This is a genomic window from Enterococcus sp. R12 (genome assembly GCF_058135755.1).
Genome location: NZ_CM176874.1, coordinates 1,738,419 through 1,754,959 on the forward strand (window position 1 = coordinate 1,738,419; position 16,541 = coordinate 1,754,959).

Consider the following 16,541-nt stretch of genomic DNA (forward strand, 5'->3'; position numbering starts at 1 on the left):
ATAACTATCGCCAAAGAGCGATCAAAAGGATCAGGAAAATCGATTGTTCCTGACCAATCAGGACCTAGCATACCATTGCGGCTTCCTATCTGTCAATTTTCATGAAAGAATACTGAAAAAAATCTTGATCTTCGAGGGAAATCTTTTGACCATTACTGACCAATATTGTATAATAGAAGAGTAGAAAAAAGGATGCTGCTTGCAGTGTACTAATTTTTCTGACTACCATTTTGGGAGGGAAAAGTATGAACCCAGAAAAAATGACGACTACATTACAGAGTGCCATCGCGGAAGCACAGCAGATTGCCATGACGCGTCACCACCAAGAAATCGATATTCCGCATTTATGGAAGATTTTATTGCAAGCCAATCAATTCGGCCGCAATTTTTATACGGATACAGGTCTTGATGTCGATGCATTTGAAAAAGAAGTCGACCAGCTACTAGATGAACTGCCTTCGGTTGAAGGAGGAAATGTTCGTTATGGTCAATCCATGAGTCAAAATCTGTTTCATCTTTTGTCTGAGGCAGATCAATTAAAAAATGAATTTCAAGACGAGTATCTTTCCACAGAAATCGTCCTTTATGCGTTGATGAAATTGAAAAATCATCCATTGACGGTGTATTTAAAGAAACAAGGAATCACCGCGAAAGAAATCAAGCAAACGATCGAAACATTAAGAGGAGGGGATCGTGTGACCTCACAAAATCAAGAAGAACAATACAAAGCATTAGAAAAATACGGCGTTGACTTGGTCCAACAAGTCCGCAGCGGAAAAATGGACCCCATTATCGGACGAGACGAAGAAATTCGCGACGTGATTCGCATCCTTTCTCGGAAAACAAAAAACAATCCCGTTTTGATTGGTGAACCGGGGGTTGGTAAAACAGCCATTGTTGAAGGATTGGCTCAACGGATCGTGCGAAAAGACGTCCCAGAAAACCTAAAAGACAAAACGATCTTTTCTCTGGATATGGGTGCCTTGATCGCAGGTGCCAAGTTCCGAGGTGAATTTGAAGAGCGTTTGAAAGCCGTCTTACAAGAAGTGAAAAAAGCCGATGGACGGATCATTCTCTTTATTGATGAGATCCACAATATTGTAGGTGCTGGTAAGACGGAAGGCAGCATGGATGCTGGAAACTTACTAAAACCAATGCTGGCAAGGGGAGAATTGCATACGATTGGCGCAACCACCCTTGATGAATACCGTCAATACATGGAAAAGGACAAAGCCTTGGAACGTCGTTTCCAAAAAGTGTTGGTACAGGAACCAACCGTTCAAGATACGATTTCGATTTTACGTGGGTTGAAAGAACGGTTCGAGATCCATCATGGCGTCAACATCCATGACAATGCGCTTGTTGCTGCTGCGACCTTATCCGATCGGTATATCACGGACCGCTTTTTACCAGACAAAGCCATCGATTTGATCGACGAAGCAAGTGCCACGATTCGGGTGGAAATGAATTCGATGCCTACCGAGCTCGATCAGGTCACTCGACGTTTGATGCAACTGGAGATCGAGGAAGCCGCACTGAAAAAAGAATCCGATGATGCATCGAAAAAACGTTTAGGCATTTTACAAGAAGAATTGGCGGAATTGCGTGAAGAAGTCAATACCATGAAAATGCAGTGGGAAACGGAAAAAGAAGAAGTCAATGCAGTTTCCAATAAACGGGCAGAGATCGATAAAGCCAAGCATGAGTTGGAAGATGCTGAAAATAACTATGATTTGGAACGGGCAGCTGTTCTTCGTCATGGGACGATTCCACAACTGGAAAAAGAACTCGCTGAATTGGAAGAAAAAAACCAGGACGAAGGCATTCGGATGGTTCAAGAGTCAGTGACAGAAAATGAGATCGCCTTAGTCGTGGGCCGCTTGACAGGAATCCCTGTTGCGAAATTAGTGGAGGGCGAACGAGAAAAACTGTTGAAATTAAATGAGACCTTGCATCAACGAGTGATTGGACAAGACGAGGCAGTCGATGCCGTCAGTGACGCAGTCATTCGTTCCCGAGCTGGTCTGCAAGATCCAAATCGACCATTAGGTTCCTTCTTGTTCTTAGGACCGACCGGCGTCGGTAAGACCGAATTAGCGAAAGCGTTAGCGGTCAACCTCTTTGACTCTGAAGAGCATATGGTTCGGATCGATATGAGCGAATACATGGAAAAACATTCGGTGTCTCGTTTGGTCGGTGCCCCTCCAGGCTATGTTGGATTTGAAGAAGGCGGACAATTGACCGAAGCCGTTCGACGCAATCCATACACGATCGTCTTATTGGATGAGATCGAAAAAGCCCATCCAGATGTCTTCAATATCTTATTGCAAGTGCTTGATGATGGCCGTTTGACAGACTCAAAAGGACGCGTCGTTGATTTCAAAAATACCGTCTTGATCATGACTAGCAACATTGGCTCTCAAGTCTTGCTAGATGGCGTGACTGCAGAAGGGACGATCCCAGAAACTGTTGCAGAAACTGTCCGTAATCTCTTGAGAGGCCATTTCAAACCAGAATTCTTAAATCGGATCGACGATACGATTTTATTCACACCGCTTAGTCTAAGCGATGTGACAGGCATCGTCGACAAGATCATCGCACAGCTTTCACAACGACTGGAAGTCCAAGATATACTGTTGACGATCACTGAAGAAGCCAAACGCTGGATCGCTGAAAATGCTTATGAGCCAGCGTATGGTGCGCGACCTCTCCGTCGGTTTATCACAAGAGAAGTCGAAACCCCATTGGCAAAAGAAATCGTTGCTGGCAGAGTCTTACCAAAGACCCAAGTCACGATCGAATTATTGAACGATCAGCTGGTTTTTGAAAATACGCCAATGACCGAGTAATAAAAAGAGAACAAATGAATAAATACAAAACGATGGTTGCCATTTCATTGGCAGCCATCGTTTTTTTGTCTATCAACATATGACAAAAAAGTTCTCCTTGCTTGTTGTTTGGAGGAAATTCGCACTTCGATTATACTGTTCTTATGGAGTAGGAGAGGAATGAAAAGATGAATACTTTTTTTGAAACGTTGAATGAGCGAAAAGGGGAATTGCTGACAGCTGTCTTTGAACATTTGTCATTGTCGATCATTGCGCTGCTCGTGGCGATCGTTATTGCTGTTCCTTTAGCTATTTGGCTGGTTAATCATAAACGGGCAGCGGAAGTCGGCCTACAAATAACGAGTGTGTTACAGACGATTCCATCACTGGCACTGTTAGGTTTATTGATCCCATTCGTGGGGATCGGAACGCCGCCTGCATTGATCGCACTAGTTATTTATGCGTTATTGCCGATCTTTCAAAATACCTATATTGGCCTTTCGGAGATCGATCCATCAATCGAAGAAGCTGCTGCGGCATTTGGTATGTCTCGGATGCGCCGATTGATCAAAGTCGAGTTGCCGATTGCTTTGCCTGTCATAATTTCTGGGATTCGCACGGCGCTGGTCTTGATCATCGGAACAGCGACCTTAGCCGCTTTGATTGGCGCTGGCGGGTTAGGTTCCTTTATTTTGTTAGGGATCGATCGAAATGCGCCTGAGTTAACGTTGATTGGTGCGATCGGGTCTGCCTTGTTGGCGATTGTTTTCAGTACCCTGATCCGTTACCTGCAACATTTAAAACCGCGCTATACCTTGATCACGTTGGCAGCAATCATCTTGCTGATTGGTGGGGTTTCCTTTTCACAAAGCGGATTTTTCGCTCCCAAAACCATTACCATCGCAGGAAAACTAGGATCTGAACCAGATATCTTGATCAACATGTACAAAGAATTGATTGAACAAGAAGACCCTGATGCCCAAGTTGAACTAGAGCCAAATTTTGGAAAAACCTCTTTCTTATTCAGCGCATTGGACAATGGTCAAGTTGATATATATCCAGAGTTTACTGGTACCGTGTTGGAGAGCTTAGTTGAGGTACCAGAAGAGCTTGCGAGTCAAAACCTTGACTCCGACGAAACCTATACCGAAGCAGTCAATCTATTGAAGGATCAGTTTGAGATGACCTTGCTTCAGCCGATGGCGTATCAAAATACCTATGCATTGGCTGTCAAAAAAGAATTTGCTGAGGAAAATGGACTAACCACGATCTCTGATTTGAAGAAAATCGAAAATCAAATCAAAGCTGGCTTCACCCTCGAATTCATTGATCGGACGGACGGATATGCGGGGATCCAAGAACTTTATGGGCTAGATTTTCCAAGTGTCCAAAGTATGGAACCAGCATTGCGTTACCAAGCCATCAATAATGGTGATATCAATCTACTGGATGCCTATTCCACGGACAGTGAATTGCGTCAATATGGCTTAGTTATTCTAGAAGACGATCAGGAACTATTTCCACCTTATCAAGGAGCGCCTTTGATGAAAGAAGCCTTTGCCAAGGAACATCCAGAAGTCGTCCGTGCATTGGAAAAGTTGGCAGGGAAAATCACCGAAGAACAAATGAGTGAAATGAATTATCAGGTCAATGTCGAAGGAAAAAATCCAGCAGAAGTCGCACGTACCTTCCTGATAGACGAAGGATTAATTAAGGAGGGACAAGAATGACACCAATTATTGAATTTAAAAACGTCAGTAAAAAGTTTGATCAAAAACTAGTGATCGATCAATTAGATCTGAGTATCAATAAAGGAGAAATCTTTGTTTTGGTCGGTCCTTCTGGGAGTGGGAAAACGACGACTTTGAAGATGATCAACGCGTTGTCAGAACCGACAGATGGTGATATTTACTTCAAAGAAAAACGCATCAAAGAATACAATATTCAAAAGATGCGTTGGCAAATGGGTTATGTTCTCCAACAAATCGCTCTGTTTCCGACGATGGATGTCAAACAAAATATCGAAGTGATCCCAGAGATGTTAGGGTGGTCAAAAAAAGATCGCTCAGAAGCCGTGGATCGTTTGCTGACACAGGTCAAACTTGACCCAGAGCAATACCGTCATCGAATGCCGAAAGAATTGTCTGGTGGAGAACAGCAACGGATCGGGATCTTGCGCGCGTTAGCTGCCAATCCCGAAATCATTCTGATGGACGAACCCTTTAGTGCCCTTGATCCAATTTCTCGTAATTCCTTACAGGAGCTAGTCCTCGATCTGCACCAAGAGCTTGGGACAACGATTATTTTTGTCACGCATAACATGAAAGAAGCGGTAAAATTAGGGACGCGCATCGCTGTGATGAATCAAGGGAAGATCGTTCAATGCGATACACCAGAAGTCATTGTTTCACAACCGAAGACCGCTTTTGTGAAAAGCTTCTTTGAAGAAACCGGGGAAGATGAAGCGAAACTGGTCACAGCAGGAGATTTGATACGGATGAACTTTTTCAGCAATGACATCAATCAATCTGACCCGAAAATTGCAGCATCTACGCCATTAAATGAGTTGTATACTTTATTTGCGAGTCATGAGACGGTGGTGATCGAAGAAAATCACCAACTGATAGGGAGTCTACGTCGAAAAGATGTGTTTGCTTTCTTGAGTCGTGATCGTACGTAAACGATTCTTTTCGCAACGAGAAATATCATAAATTTTTTAAAATCGATGATTTCTCTTGCTCAAAGCAAAAATTCCACGTAAGATTGAGGAAGATATCTTTTGTCAAAATGGCAGAACAAGCTTTCGCCGATGACAAAAGATGCAGTAAAGGAGCGAAAGAGCAGCTATGGTAAAAATCCTCAAAGAAAATTGGTTACTGCTTTTCTTTATCGTCGCCGTGGTTCTCATCCGTCTGTTTGTCCTGACCCCAGTTCAAGTCAGTGGCCATTCTATGGACCCAACGTTGGCAGATAAACAGCGTTTGATTGCATCAAAAATCTCATCCTATGACCGACAAGACATCGTGATATGTGTTGAACCAGATGATCCAAGTAAAATCGCTGTCAAGCGGTTGATTGGTTTACCCGGTGATACCATCGAGATGAAAGATGATGTCCTAACGATCAATGGAGAAGTATACGAAGAACCTTATTTAGATGAGTTTAAAGAGAAATTTGCAGACGATCAATTACAAGACGAATATTCTTATCGCGAAATGTTTCAGCAAATCGCCGCTGGTGCCGAACACTTTACCGATGATTTTACGGTAACGGTGCCTGAAGGCAGCTATTTTGTGATGGGAGACAATCGTTTGATCTCTAGAGACAGTCGCAGTTTCGGGGTTGTAACGGAAGATCAAATGGAAGGGAAAGTGCTGCTGCGCTTTTGGCCATTGAATCAACTCAAACTATTTTAATCAAAAGAAAAAACATTCTTGCCAGTGCAGCGAAAACGATCGCTACTGACAAGAATGTTTTTTAGATGACCCAAGCGACAAATGCAACCATTGAAAAGAACATTGTCCAAACCGCAATAATAGCTGATGCAATAAAAATAATTTTGATTGATAAAGGTTGGACAAATTTTCGAGCATCTTTAGAGAACGCATAGGTGATCGATGAAAAAATCAAGCAGCATAAAATAAAAAACACTGTTAGAACCATAAGCCTCTCCTTTACTGACGCAACGTCAAATGAATAATGTAATTATAACAGACCATGGTTTTTTGGGGAAATAAAAATGATTAAACGAGGGAATTTTTTTGTGGTTGTAATCGTTTTATAGGGAAGTGTAAGAAAGGTTAAACCTTGATAGACAGCGAATCTATAAAAATAAGATGTGTTATTTAAGTATTTTTATAAATTTTTCTTTATGAATAAAAGAACAAAAGAAAAAAGCTTGTTGAAAAAACGCTGGTTTCAACAAGCTCTTAAAGGTCGTTTATGATAATTTTTTAATCCGATAACTTTCAAAGTAATCAGGTTTGCCTCGACCTTGCACATACGCGATCACGCCCATCAAGGCAGCACCAATCGTGTTGGTCAGTAAATCACCCATCGTATCCATCAATGCTTCGCGACCGATAAACGGGGTGCCATCTAAGGTTGCATAACGTTGGAGGTTCATTCCACCAACAGAATCGCAGATAAACTCCCAAAACTCCCAGAAGATACCACACAAGCCAGCAAAAGCAAAGCCCATCAGTAAGAATAACCAGGGAGAGACGTTTGAAACTTTGACTTCTTTCAGTAGCAGACAGATCAATCCATAGCCGACAGCCGTCAAGACCATTGGACTTACCGCATGCAGAATTTTATCCCAGAAAGAAATGGTTTCGATCAAATGTAAGATCGTCCCCATAAATACAGAGATCAGCAAGAAAAACCAATAAAAGTAGACGGTGGCGTTTGGTAGCTGGATTTTCAAGAACTTTTTACTCATTTCTGGGACGAAGATCAATAAAATCCCAAGCAAGGCTTGGGCGAGGAAAATCAATCCTTGTGTTTGCGGATAGACCCCACGGAAAAATTCCCACAAAGAAAAACAAAACACGAGAATACCAAAAATAGTGAATACCTTTTGCAGTCGCTGATAATTTTGCCCCATTTAGTTGTCCTCCGAAAGATAGTCGGCTAAGCCAGCTAAAAGGGCTGCTTCAGAGGAGTAAATTTCCCCGTTTAGCTTGATCAAACCCACCGTATAAAGATTGACATAGTGGAACTGATTTTCCGCAACGGTTTGTAATGCTGCCAGCTTTTGCTGATTGTCGGCACCTTGTTGGCGACTATCCGTATAAAGCCCTAAAACAGGAATTCCTTTAGCATAAGCGACACCGATCTCAGAGGCAACCCCAGCATCGATGGTCAAACCATCCAGCAATGCGATCATCAGATCACTTTCCAGCACTTTTTCGGTATCTGCCAAAGCGATCATTTTGCTATCCGCATAGGCGGATTTATCATTGATCGCGGCATTTTCTTGAGGTAAATAAATCTCCAGCTGCGGATACTGCTGACGAATCGACGCAACAAGTTCGGCGTTGTAGCGCAGGTCACTAGCAGCAAACAGGGGAGCAGCAAAATATAGTTTCATTCAAAAACACTCCTTAATCATTCATAGTTGTACGTTTTGTTGATTCGTTGTTTAGAAATAATCACTAAAATAGGCTTCCATATCAGGGATGATCGATTCCAGTAATGCCAGTGTTTCTGAATCGGTATTTAGCCGTTCCACACGCTCTAAGTAAGCCGGACGGCGGTAATTCATCAACAGACAAGACAATGTCTGAATATCCAGCTGGACCGCTTTTCCGATAGCTTCTCTTGAAACCACGATCTCTCCGTGATTGTATTGGACACCGAAGATCCCGTTGTTCCAATCGGCAACTGGGTCGGAAACAACAAAGTGAAAAGGTGTTTGGAAGGCTTCAAATGGGAAGTTTTTCAAAAACTGTTCAACATCGACGATCCGCGCCATGTAATAAGGCTCGATGGTTTCTTTGATTTGGCTATCGTCCAAGTAGAAGGACAGGGGTTCATTTGAATATATGTCTCCTTTGACCCAATAAACCATTGAGAAATGGGCAGAGATAAAATTCCAAAGACCATTGCGGGCTTCTTGATTCAAGTAGAACATTTCCTTTACATGGAAGACTTCTTCGGCTACCCAATAAAAAAGTACACCAGTCGGATGACCACTGGCATTGTAATAAACAGCCGCGGTGCGCTCTTCTTCATTTTCATAGCGCCAATACTCTTCCCAGTGAAAAGAGGTTCGCTGCAAGGCACCATGATTGTCGCGGGAGAATTGGTTGTAGACAGTAAAGACATCAGGGTCATCCACTTCTTTGCGCTCTACGATCCCAGGGACTTCTTTGGTTTTCGGAAGCTGGGTATCACGAATTTTGAAGGTCAGCTTGTCGGACATGATCTCCCAGCCCTTGCGACGATAGTAGGGCACATTGTATGGATAAAGGTAGGAGATCCATTGCTGATCTTCCCGCATCGTTTCTAAGGCAAGCTTGATCAAGTCTTTCATCAGGCCATGTCCGGCATATTCTGGGTAGGTCCCAACACCGGTCACTCCGCCCATTTTGATCAATTTGCCGTGTATATTGACTTCACAAGGATAAACGGCGATTTGCGAGATCAACTTGTCTTCATTGAACCAGCCAAAGACTTTGGAAAGCTCTAAGATCGGGCGCTTAGATTTGATCATTTCCCGTTTGCTCTCATAGCCGCTTTCTTCAATATCCGATTCAGTGATCTGAAAAACATAGCTTAACAGTTCGTTGAACTGATCAACGTCTTTTTCTTCCACCGCTCGAATATGTAGATTTTGATGAAAATTATTGTCCATTCTTTCAACTCCAATTTATTTGCTAGCTCTAGTATAGCAAAACCTGAATGAATATGTCTAAATAACGGTTAAGAAAAATACTTTATCTATTGGCGTTTCGTTGGTATAATAGAAAAGCTGACTAAAAGAAATGAGGAACGTATCCATGAACATAGAAGAAATGAAAAAACGACAGGAGAAGATTCGTAATTTCTCCATTATCGCCCATATCGACCATGGGAAATCAACATTGGCGGACCGTATTTTGGAACAAACCCATACGGTGACGTCACGCGAAATGCAAAACCAACTATTAGACTCCATGGATCTTGAACGTGAACGAGGAATCACAATCAAATTAAATGCCGTGGAACTTAACTATACCGCCAAAGACGGCGAAACCTACATCTTCCATTTGATCGACACCCCAGGGCACGTCGATTTCACCTATGAAGTTTCCCGCAGTTTGGCCGCTTGTGAAGGCGCCGTGCTCGTCGTTGATGCGGCTCAAGGGATCGAAGCACAGACATTGGCAAACGTCTACTTGGCGTTAGACAATGATTTAGAGATTCTACCAGTCATTAATAAAATAGACTTGCCAGCTGCCGATCCTGAGCGAGTACGAACAGAGATCGAAGATGTGATCGGTATCGATGCCAGTGAAGCTGTTTTAGCGAGTGCCAAAGCAGGTATTGGGATCGAAGACATTTTGGAACAAATTGTTGAGTATGTCCCAGCTCCAGCAGGTGATATTGAAGCACCGCTAAAAGCGTTGATCTTTGACTCCGTGTACGATTCCTATCGTGGGGTGGTCTTAAACGTCCGCATCATGGACGGGATGGTCAAACCTGGAGATAAAATCAAAATGATGAGCAATGGCAAGACCTTTGATGTTACGGAAGTTGGTGTCTTTTCACCAAAAGCCATTCAACGAGATGCGTTGATGGTGGGCGATGTTGGGTATATCACTGCTGCCATCAAGACCGTTAAAGATACCCAAGTCGGGGATACGGTGACATTAGCCAACAATCCAGCAGAAGAAGCCTTAGCTGGTTATCGTCAAATGAATCCGATGGTTTATTGCGGATTGTACCCAATCGATACTTCACGCTACAACGACCTTCGAGAAGCATTGGAAAAATTACAATTGAATGATGCAGCATTGCAATTTGAACCAGAAACCTCTCAAGCATTAGGATTTGGGTTCCGTTGCGGCTTCTTAGGCCTATTACACATGGATGTCGTGCAAGAACGGCTAGAACGTGAATTTAACCTTGAGTTGATTACGACTGCACCATCCGTAATCTATCATGTCAACAAGACAGATGGCTCAATGGTGGTCGTTGATAACCCAGCAGAATTTCCTGAACCAGTCACAATTGAAAACGTACAAGAACCTTACGTCAAAGCACAAATCATGGTGCCTAATGATTACGTCGGTGCTGTAATGGAATTGTCCCAACGCAAACGGGGAGACTTTGTCACGATGGATTACTTGGATGATTATCGTGTAAACGTCGTTTATGAGATCCCACTATCGGAAATCGTCTTTGATTTCTTTGATAAATTGAAATCCAGCACCAAAGGGTACGCATCACTGGATTATGAAATGTCTGGTTATCGAACTAGCAAGCTAGTGAAGATGGACATCTTGCTGAATACTGAAAAAGTTGATGCGTTAAGCTTTATCGTTCACCGTGACTTTGCTTATGAACGCGGTAAAGCCATCGTTGAAAAACTGAAAAAACTGATCCCACGACAACAATTTGAAGTACCGATCCAAGCAGCCATCGGACAAAAAATCGTTGCGCGTTCCGACATCAAAGCCTTGCGTAAAAACGTATTGGCGAAATGTTACGGCGGTGACGTTTCTCGAAAACGCAAACTCCTAGAGAAACAAAAAGAAGGGAAGAAGCGGATGAAACAAATCGGCTCCGTCGAAGTACCGCAAGAAGCCTTCATGGCCGTTCTGAAGATGGATGAGGACGAACCGAAGAAATAATCTGTTTTGACGAATGTCAGTAAGAGGAATAAAATGAAAGTACCTTCGAGAGAAGGTGCTTTTTTTAATAAAAGGAAAAATATAAAATGACCGAAGGGACATTCGTCGGTTGTTTAGTAGATAGTTTCAATCGATTGATGTGTGGCTTTTGATAGATTGAAGATCGGAGATGATTTGCGCATGAAGGCGTTGTATTTTAATGAATTCGGTGATTCAACTGTTTTAACATATGGGGATTTGCCGGATCCCATCATTCATGAAAATGAGCTATTGGTAGAGATGATGTATATTGGGTTGAATTATGCTGATATTTATCGGAGAAAGGGTAACTATCATATTGAATCCCGAGACCCTCTTATTAATGGCTATGAAGGGGTAGGGAGGATTGTTCAAAAAGGAAGATCTGTCTCCAAGTTTCAGCTAGGAGAAACGATTCTTTTTGTGGATGTTCCTTTTGCTAATGCAGAATTGGTGGCTGTCCCTGAGGAAAATGCTATCCGTATTCCATCAGGTATACCACCTAAATTAGCAGCCAGTATCGGTCTGCAAGGGTTGACAGCTGATTTTTTAGCTCATGATCTTGGCAATAATGTGAATCATAGTAAGGTCTTCGTCCATGGAATAAGTGGTGGCGTCGGACAAATTTTATCGCAACTATTAACCGCAGATGGCCTAGAAGTGTATGGCGTCACTTCTACGGAAGAAAAGCGACAACTGGCTTTAGACCAAGGAGCAAAACAAGTCTTTTTAAGAAATACAGAATGGCAAGATACCTACACTTCTTTCTTTGATACCGTTTATGATGGCATTGGGAATACATTAGCCGAAAGTGTCGACTTGCTCAAAAATAGAGGGAAGGTTGTCTTTTTTGGCATGGCCGGCGGAAATCCTCCAGCGATCGACTTTATTCCCTTGCTATCTAAATCAAAAAGTATTTTGACAGGGGATCTCTGGGATTACTTGACAAGTTTTCAAGAGCGGGAGAGAAGAAGCTCTCGATTGTTTGACTACTTTAGCAAGGATCAAATGAAAGTCAGTCAACCAACCATTTTTTCATTAGCTGACGGAAAAGCTGCCCATGATTATTTAGAATCTGGAAAAAGTATCGGTAAAATTCTGCTGCAACCATAAGAAGGTAAAAAACTAGATGTTTTTATTGCAAACGATACACCGAATGTTTGATGTTTCACTAAGGCATTTTTTTATATAATCGATAGTTCTCTTATGATACATCTTTAAGGATAAAAATAAATGTAAAATGAATAGAATATTGCAAAAAAAATTATAGTTTCTATCTATTCAGTGAGAATAAGATAAAACTTTGTGATACACAGTACATTTAATTTGAAAATATTTAATTACAGCAGTAAGATAAATATATCAAATACTTAAGGAGTGATATCTATGACAAACTATGAAGAAAAGGAAGCAAAAGCATTGGTAAAGATTGCAGAGGTTCTTGATAAGTTAGATGAAAATTTAGCTGAATTAGACACACTAGATGCAGATGCAAAAAAACATAGTATGAAGAAATGGATCGTTGAGAAAAAAGCGATTCATGAAATCAAAAAGATCGCACACGAAGCCGGTAAGTATGAAAAGTACGATGAAAAAGCACTAAAAAAAGAAATTGATGAAGTTGAGAAGTATATGTAATTGAAGAATAATAAGAAATTGTCACCATTATTCAGCAATTGAAATCTCAATTGATAAAAGCCAGATTTCAATCGAAGATTTAGAATTGACAATGATCTCAATAAGCCCATGCTCTTATGAGTGTGGGCTTATTTGTGTCAGTCACAAGAAGTAACTCTCTGAGAATAGTTGCGTTAAAAAACATAGGCCAAAATTTACTAATTGAAGGAATATTTAAGAAGATGCCAAAATTATTTTTCTTATTTTTGAAACGGTCTCCGCAACAGAGTAATGGGAAATATCAATTTTTCTTGAACGCAATTCAGTATATTTTGGTAACCTATCCAGTGAACGCTGTAAATCAGATAGTGTTCGTTTCCCGGTGGTTATATCTCCTTCAAAGTTTTTCTGCAATTTTTCTGGCGAGGCAATTAATGAGAAGTGTTGCACGTCAATATCTTCCAATGCGATGCCGTTCAAGACTCGATCCACAATTTTTTGCTCATCCATAACCCAGCAAAAATAAATGACGTTGATCATAGAGTTATTGATAAAAGAGTTTAACAGAAAATGGATATTGTTGATCACCATATCCTTATTCTCTTCATTGACGATAAACGGATTCATCATCCAGCACCAATCCCCGTCAAGGTAAACAGACTGCTTTGTTTGTTTGGATAGTTCTTCAGTTATAGTTGATTTACCAATTCCCATCGTACCACTGATCAATATAAGCTTTTTCATCAGACTACCGCCAGCTTTCATATAAAAAGTATTTTTTTCTCAATCCAAAAACGTGTTTAGATTTTTAACTGTGATCCAACCATTCTCTTTCCACAGCCCAATCTCTTCAGAGCAAGCTACTTTTTCACTCGGTTCCTCATGCAAAAACAATTGGATTTTCTGTCCGTACAGTAGTTTTCGAGTCAAAGCAAAGGTTGCTTCCGCAAAGCCAGCTGCACCGATATAACCACAGATGCCATTTTTTTCTTTGTTATACAAATAAAAAATCTCGGCTTTTTCTATGTCTTTATAAAAGTCTACGAATAAGGTTGGAAACTGAGTAGAAAGATCGTCCGTGGCTTTTGGATAATTGATCACCTGATGACCATTTTCAGTAAGTGTATTCGTCAGTTCTTCAAAATCCTTTTGAAAAGCGATACTTCCAGAAATAATTATTTTTGACATGCTATGGCTCCTTGTCGTTGATTTACTTCATTATATCAGGATGAAAGTGCTAAGCGAGGGAAATTTTAGCTAACTTGTATCGCCAATCTAGTAATGGGAAGGACGAAATTATTGATTGAATTAAAGTAATCTGTCTATGAGAGACGTGTTTACTTAAAAGAAGACGATTAAAACCACAATACGAAAATAGTCTGTTTTTTTAATTTTTTCATCGATTTTCTCTATTTTTTTGGGGAAAGGTTTCGTTTATTCTATACTTGTAAACGATCTCAAAGTGTTTAAATGGGGATTATTAGAATGATTTTTAGAATGTGGTCCTATTTTTTCTAAGAGCGAATTGACTATCAAGTTATAGATAGAATATTAGTTACAGTACAGTAGTTGGATTTTCATTAGAGTTAAAATAATGAAAGAAAAAGATGAAACGGGTGATTACATGGAACCAACATTTTTCATTTCGAAAAATACTTCTGTCACGTCAAAACAGCTGGAAAATGAAGTGATTGGACATGCTTGCGAGATCTTGCAACGTGACATTTTAACCGTTGTGACAGACACGAGGAAGGCAAATAAAATTGAATTGGTTTTACTTGATGAAAAAAATGAAACGGATGCTTTTCATATACTTTTCGTATCGCCAGATAAAGTAAAAGTGTGTGCTGAAACACCGTTAGGATTAATGTATGGGGTTCTTGAAATCTCACATAAAATTTTAGATGTTCAACCTTTTTGGTATTTCATGGAGATTCCCCCAATAAAAAAACCGTTTATTGAATGGACAGATTTTGACTTAACATTGCCTGATTTTGCAACGGACTATCGGGGCTGGTTCGTCAATGATGAGTTGCTGCTGGATCAATGGGAAGATAATGGTTCGAATGAATATGTATGGGAACGTATTTATGAAACATTGTTACGATTAGGCGGAAATGTCATCATCCCTGGAACAGATAAGAACAGTGATAGACATCGTGAAAGTGCGCAAGCGATGGGGTTGATCTATACACATCATCATGCCGAGCCACTAGGCGCTGAGATGTTTGCTAGAAGGTATCCTGGTTTGAAGGCTTCATACGAGGAACATTTTGCGTTGTTTCAGAAATTATGGGAAAAAGCCTTACACGAGCAAAAAGGTACCAAGGTTATCTACACACTTGGTTTTCGCGGACAAGGGGATTGTCCTTTTTGGGCAGAAGATCTTGATCGACAGTGGTCAGCAGCGGAAAAAGCAGCAGTGATCAACGAAATCGTCCATCTGCAATATCATATGGTTAAAGAAGTCGATCCTCATGCAGTATGTTCAATGAACATTTATGGGGAGATGACGGAATTATTTAATCTTGGCTTACTTGAGCTTCCAGATGATGTGATTGAGATTTGGGCGGATAATGGTTATGGCAAAATGGTTTCTCGTAGACAAGGAAATCATGATCCACGCGATGAGGTGTTAACAAACACATCAAAACCAAATCAATCAAGAGGAATTTATTATCACGTTGCCTTTCATGATTTACAAGCATCTAATTTCTTGACGATCTTGCCTAATAGCCCAGAATTTGTTTCTAGAGAGTTAATGGCGGTTAGAGAAGTCAAGATGGATAAGTTTGTCTTAGTCAATACAGGCAACATAAAACCGCATATTTTGTTCTTACAAGAAATAGCGAATTTCTGGCGAGCAGATTATCAGTTACGAACCAATCAAGAGATAATTTCAGAGCATGTAACACAATACTATCAAAATCAGCAAGAAGAGATCCAAGCTGTCTATGAAGCTTACTTTGAAGCGGTTATTCGCTATGGAACACATGAGGATCAAACCGCTGGGGACGAGTTTGCCTGTTATTTGATTCGAAAAATTATTCAATCCTGGCTCAAGCAAGAAACAAAAATTCCGAGGATAGAATGGTTGACGGGTGATAATAAAATCAAGGAGCAAGTCACAGAAATTTTCTCTATGGTAAGAGAAAAGATAGCAGCCTGGGAGAATCTATTGCTGAGATGCCAGCAGATTATATTATCCCTTCAGGATAAACATGCGCAAAATGCCCGCTTTTTTAATGATATTTACCTCTCAGTAGCCGTTCAATGCAAAACATTAAAAGCACTGCTCCATTTGTTAGACGCTTATCAGATGCTTGATCGGGAAGAAATGGTCTTTGTATTTGTAAAAGTTTTCGATGCGTTAGAAGAAATCCATCAACTAATTCAAATACTGAAGGAAAATCCAAGTGATACATGGTATGATTTTTATGAAAATGATGGCTATACTAATCTAACATTGACAAAAGAGATGATCAAAAGTTTGTTGTCTTACATTCGTATCATTGGCGATGGTCCAGATCAAGATCAGTGGGAGAGAAAATATATTATGGATCCCACTGAATCAAGAGTTATGTTGCTTTCAAATACTAAAAAAGCGTTGACGGATGAAAAGCTAGCAAGAAAAATCAGAGTAAGTTTTAGAAAAGATCCTAATTAATATTAAAATGAGATGAAACGCCATTCAAAAGTAAGACTAAATATCTTACTTTTGAATGGCGTTTCATCTAGT

Annotated in this window: 14 protein-coding genes; 8 read left to right on the forward strand and 6 right to left on the reverse strand. The window is 40.7% G+C overall.

The genetic code is table 11. The features are described from left to right. The first annotated feature begins 245 nt into the window (after window positions 1-245). From clpB to lepB, 4 genes are all read left to right on the forward strand, one after another. The gene (clpB, locus tag ACTW1R_RS07995; protein ID WP_005226015.1) at window positions 246-2,849 is read left to right on the forward strand and encodes an ATP-dependent chaperone ClpB; all 2,604 of its coding nucleotides are present in this window, start codon (window positions 246-248) and stop codon (window positions 2,847-2,849) included. A 167-nt stretch (window positions 2,850-3,016) separates the two neighbouring features. Continuing rightward, a complete protein-coding gene (locus ACTW1R_RS08000) occupies window positions 3,017-4,558 on the forward strand; it encodes an ABC transporter permease/substrate-binding protein (protein WP_010748212.1) in 1,542 nt (513 codons plus the stop codon). Further along, window positions 4,555-5,508 carry an ABC transporter ATP-binding protein gene (locus ACTW1R_RS08005; protein WP_077454512.1) on the forward strand — a complete coding sequence of 318 codons (954 nt, stop codon included), beginning with the start codon at window positions 4,555-4,557 and terminating at the stop codon, window positions 5,506-5,508. The genes ACTW1R_RS08000 and ACTW1R_RS08005 overlap by 4 nt, the downstream gene beginning before the upstream one ends. 166 nt (window positions 5,509-5,674) lie before the next feature. After that, window positions 5,675-6,244 (forward strand): signal peptidase I, encoded by a 570-nt coding sequence (gene lepB / locus ACTW1R_RS08010; RefSeq protein WP_167821852.1) that lies wholly within the window; start codon window positions 5,675-5,677, stop codon window positions 6,242-6,244. Between the two features lie 61 nt (window positions 6,245-6,305). Here the strand turns inward: lepB and ACTW1R_RS08015 are convergent, their stop codons facing one another. From ACTW1R_RS08015 to ACTW1R_RS08030, 4 genes are all read right to left on the reverse strand, one after another. After that, entirely contained in the window at window positions 6,306-6,491 is a 186-nt protein-coding gene (locus ACTW1R_RS08015) for a hypothetical protein (protein ID WP_005226019.1), read from the reverse strand. Window positions 6,492-6,768: 277 nt separating this feature from the next. Continuing rightward, window positions 6,769-7,434, reverse strand: coding sequence for a DUF2238 domain-containing protein (locus tag ACTW1R_RS08020; protein ID WP_167821853.1), 666 nt, complete (start codon window positions 7,432-7,434; stop codon window positions 6,769-6,771). Further along, window positions 7,435-7,920 carry a nucleoside 2-deoxyribosyltransferase gene (locus ACTW1R_RS08025; protein ID WP_010748216.1) on the reverse strand — a complete coding sequence of 162 codons (486 nt, stop codon included), beginning with the start codon at window positions 7,918-7,920 and terminating at the stop codon, window positions 7,435-7,437. It abuts the gene before it with no gap. A gap of 51 nt (window positions 7,921-7,971) precedes the next feature. Beyond that, window positions 7,972-9,186: a GNAT family N-acetyltransferase gene (locus ACTW1R_RS08030; protein WP_005226022.1), complete on the reverse strand. Its 1,215-nt coding sequence runs from the start codon at window positions 9,184-9,186 to the stop codon at window positions 7,972-7,974. Between the two features lie 145 nt (window positions 9,187-9,331). Between ACTW1R_RS08030 and lepA the strand changes: the two genes are divergently transcribed. The 3 genes from lepA (at window position 9,332) to ACTW1R_RS08045 (ending at window position 12,823) form a co-directional block, all read left to right on the forward strand. Continuing rightward, entirely contained in the window at window positions 9,332-11,167 is a 1,836-nt protein-coding gene (gene lepA, locus ACTW1R_RS08035; protein ID WP_005226023.1) for a translation elongation factor 4, read from the forward strand. Between the two features lie 180 nt (window positions 11,168-11,347). Further along, window positions 11,348-12,298 carry a zinc-binding dehydrogenase gene (locus ACTW1R_RS08040; protein ID WP_159161312.1) on the forward strand — a complete coding sequence of 317 codons (951 nt, stop codon included), beginning with the start codon at window positions 11,348-11,350 and terminating at the stop codon, window positions 12,296-12,298. Between the two features lie 273 nt (window positions 12,299-12,571). Beyond that, window positions 12,572-12,823 (forward strand): hypothetical protein, encoded by a 252-nt coding sequence (locus ACTW1R_RS08045; RefSeq protein ID WP_159161313.1) that lies wholly within the window; start codon window positions 12,572-12,574, stop codon window positions 12,821-12,823. Window positions 12,824-13,036: 213 nt separating this feature from the next. On the opposite strand, the gene ACTW1R_RS08050 is transcribed toward ACTW1R_RS08045, so the two are convergent. Both ACTW1R_RS08050 and ACTW1R_RS08055 read right to left on the reverse strand, forming a co-directional pair. Continuing rightward, complete coding sequence (locus tag ACTW1R_RS08050) at window positions 13,037-13,546, reverse strand: AAA family ATPase (RefSeq protein WP_118215236.1); 510 nt, start codon at window positions 13,544-13,546, stop codon at window positions 13,037-13,039. A 39-nt stretch (window positions 13,547-13,585) separates the two neighbouring features. After that, window positions 13,586-13,990: a hypothetical protein gene (locus tag ACTW1R_RS08055; protein ID WP_086295313.1), complete on the reverse strand. Its 405-nt coding sequence runs from the start codon at window positions 13,988-13,990 to the stop codon at window positions 13,586-13,588. Between the two features lie 406 nt (window positions 13,991-14,396). Here ACTW1R_RS08055 and ACTW1R_RS08060 point away from each other — a divergent pair, with 406 nt between their 5' ends. Further along, window positions 14,397-16,469: a glycosyl hydrolase 115 family protein gene (locus ACTW1R_RS08060; RefSeq protein ID WP_236550378.1), complete on the forward strand. Its 2,073-nt coding sequence runs from the start codon at window positions 14,397-14,399 to the stop codon at window positions 16,467-16,469. The last annotated feature ends 72 nt before the right edge of the window (window positions 16,470-16,541 follow it).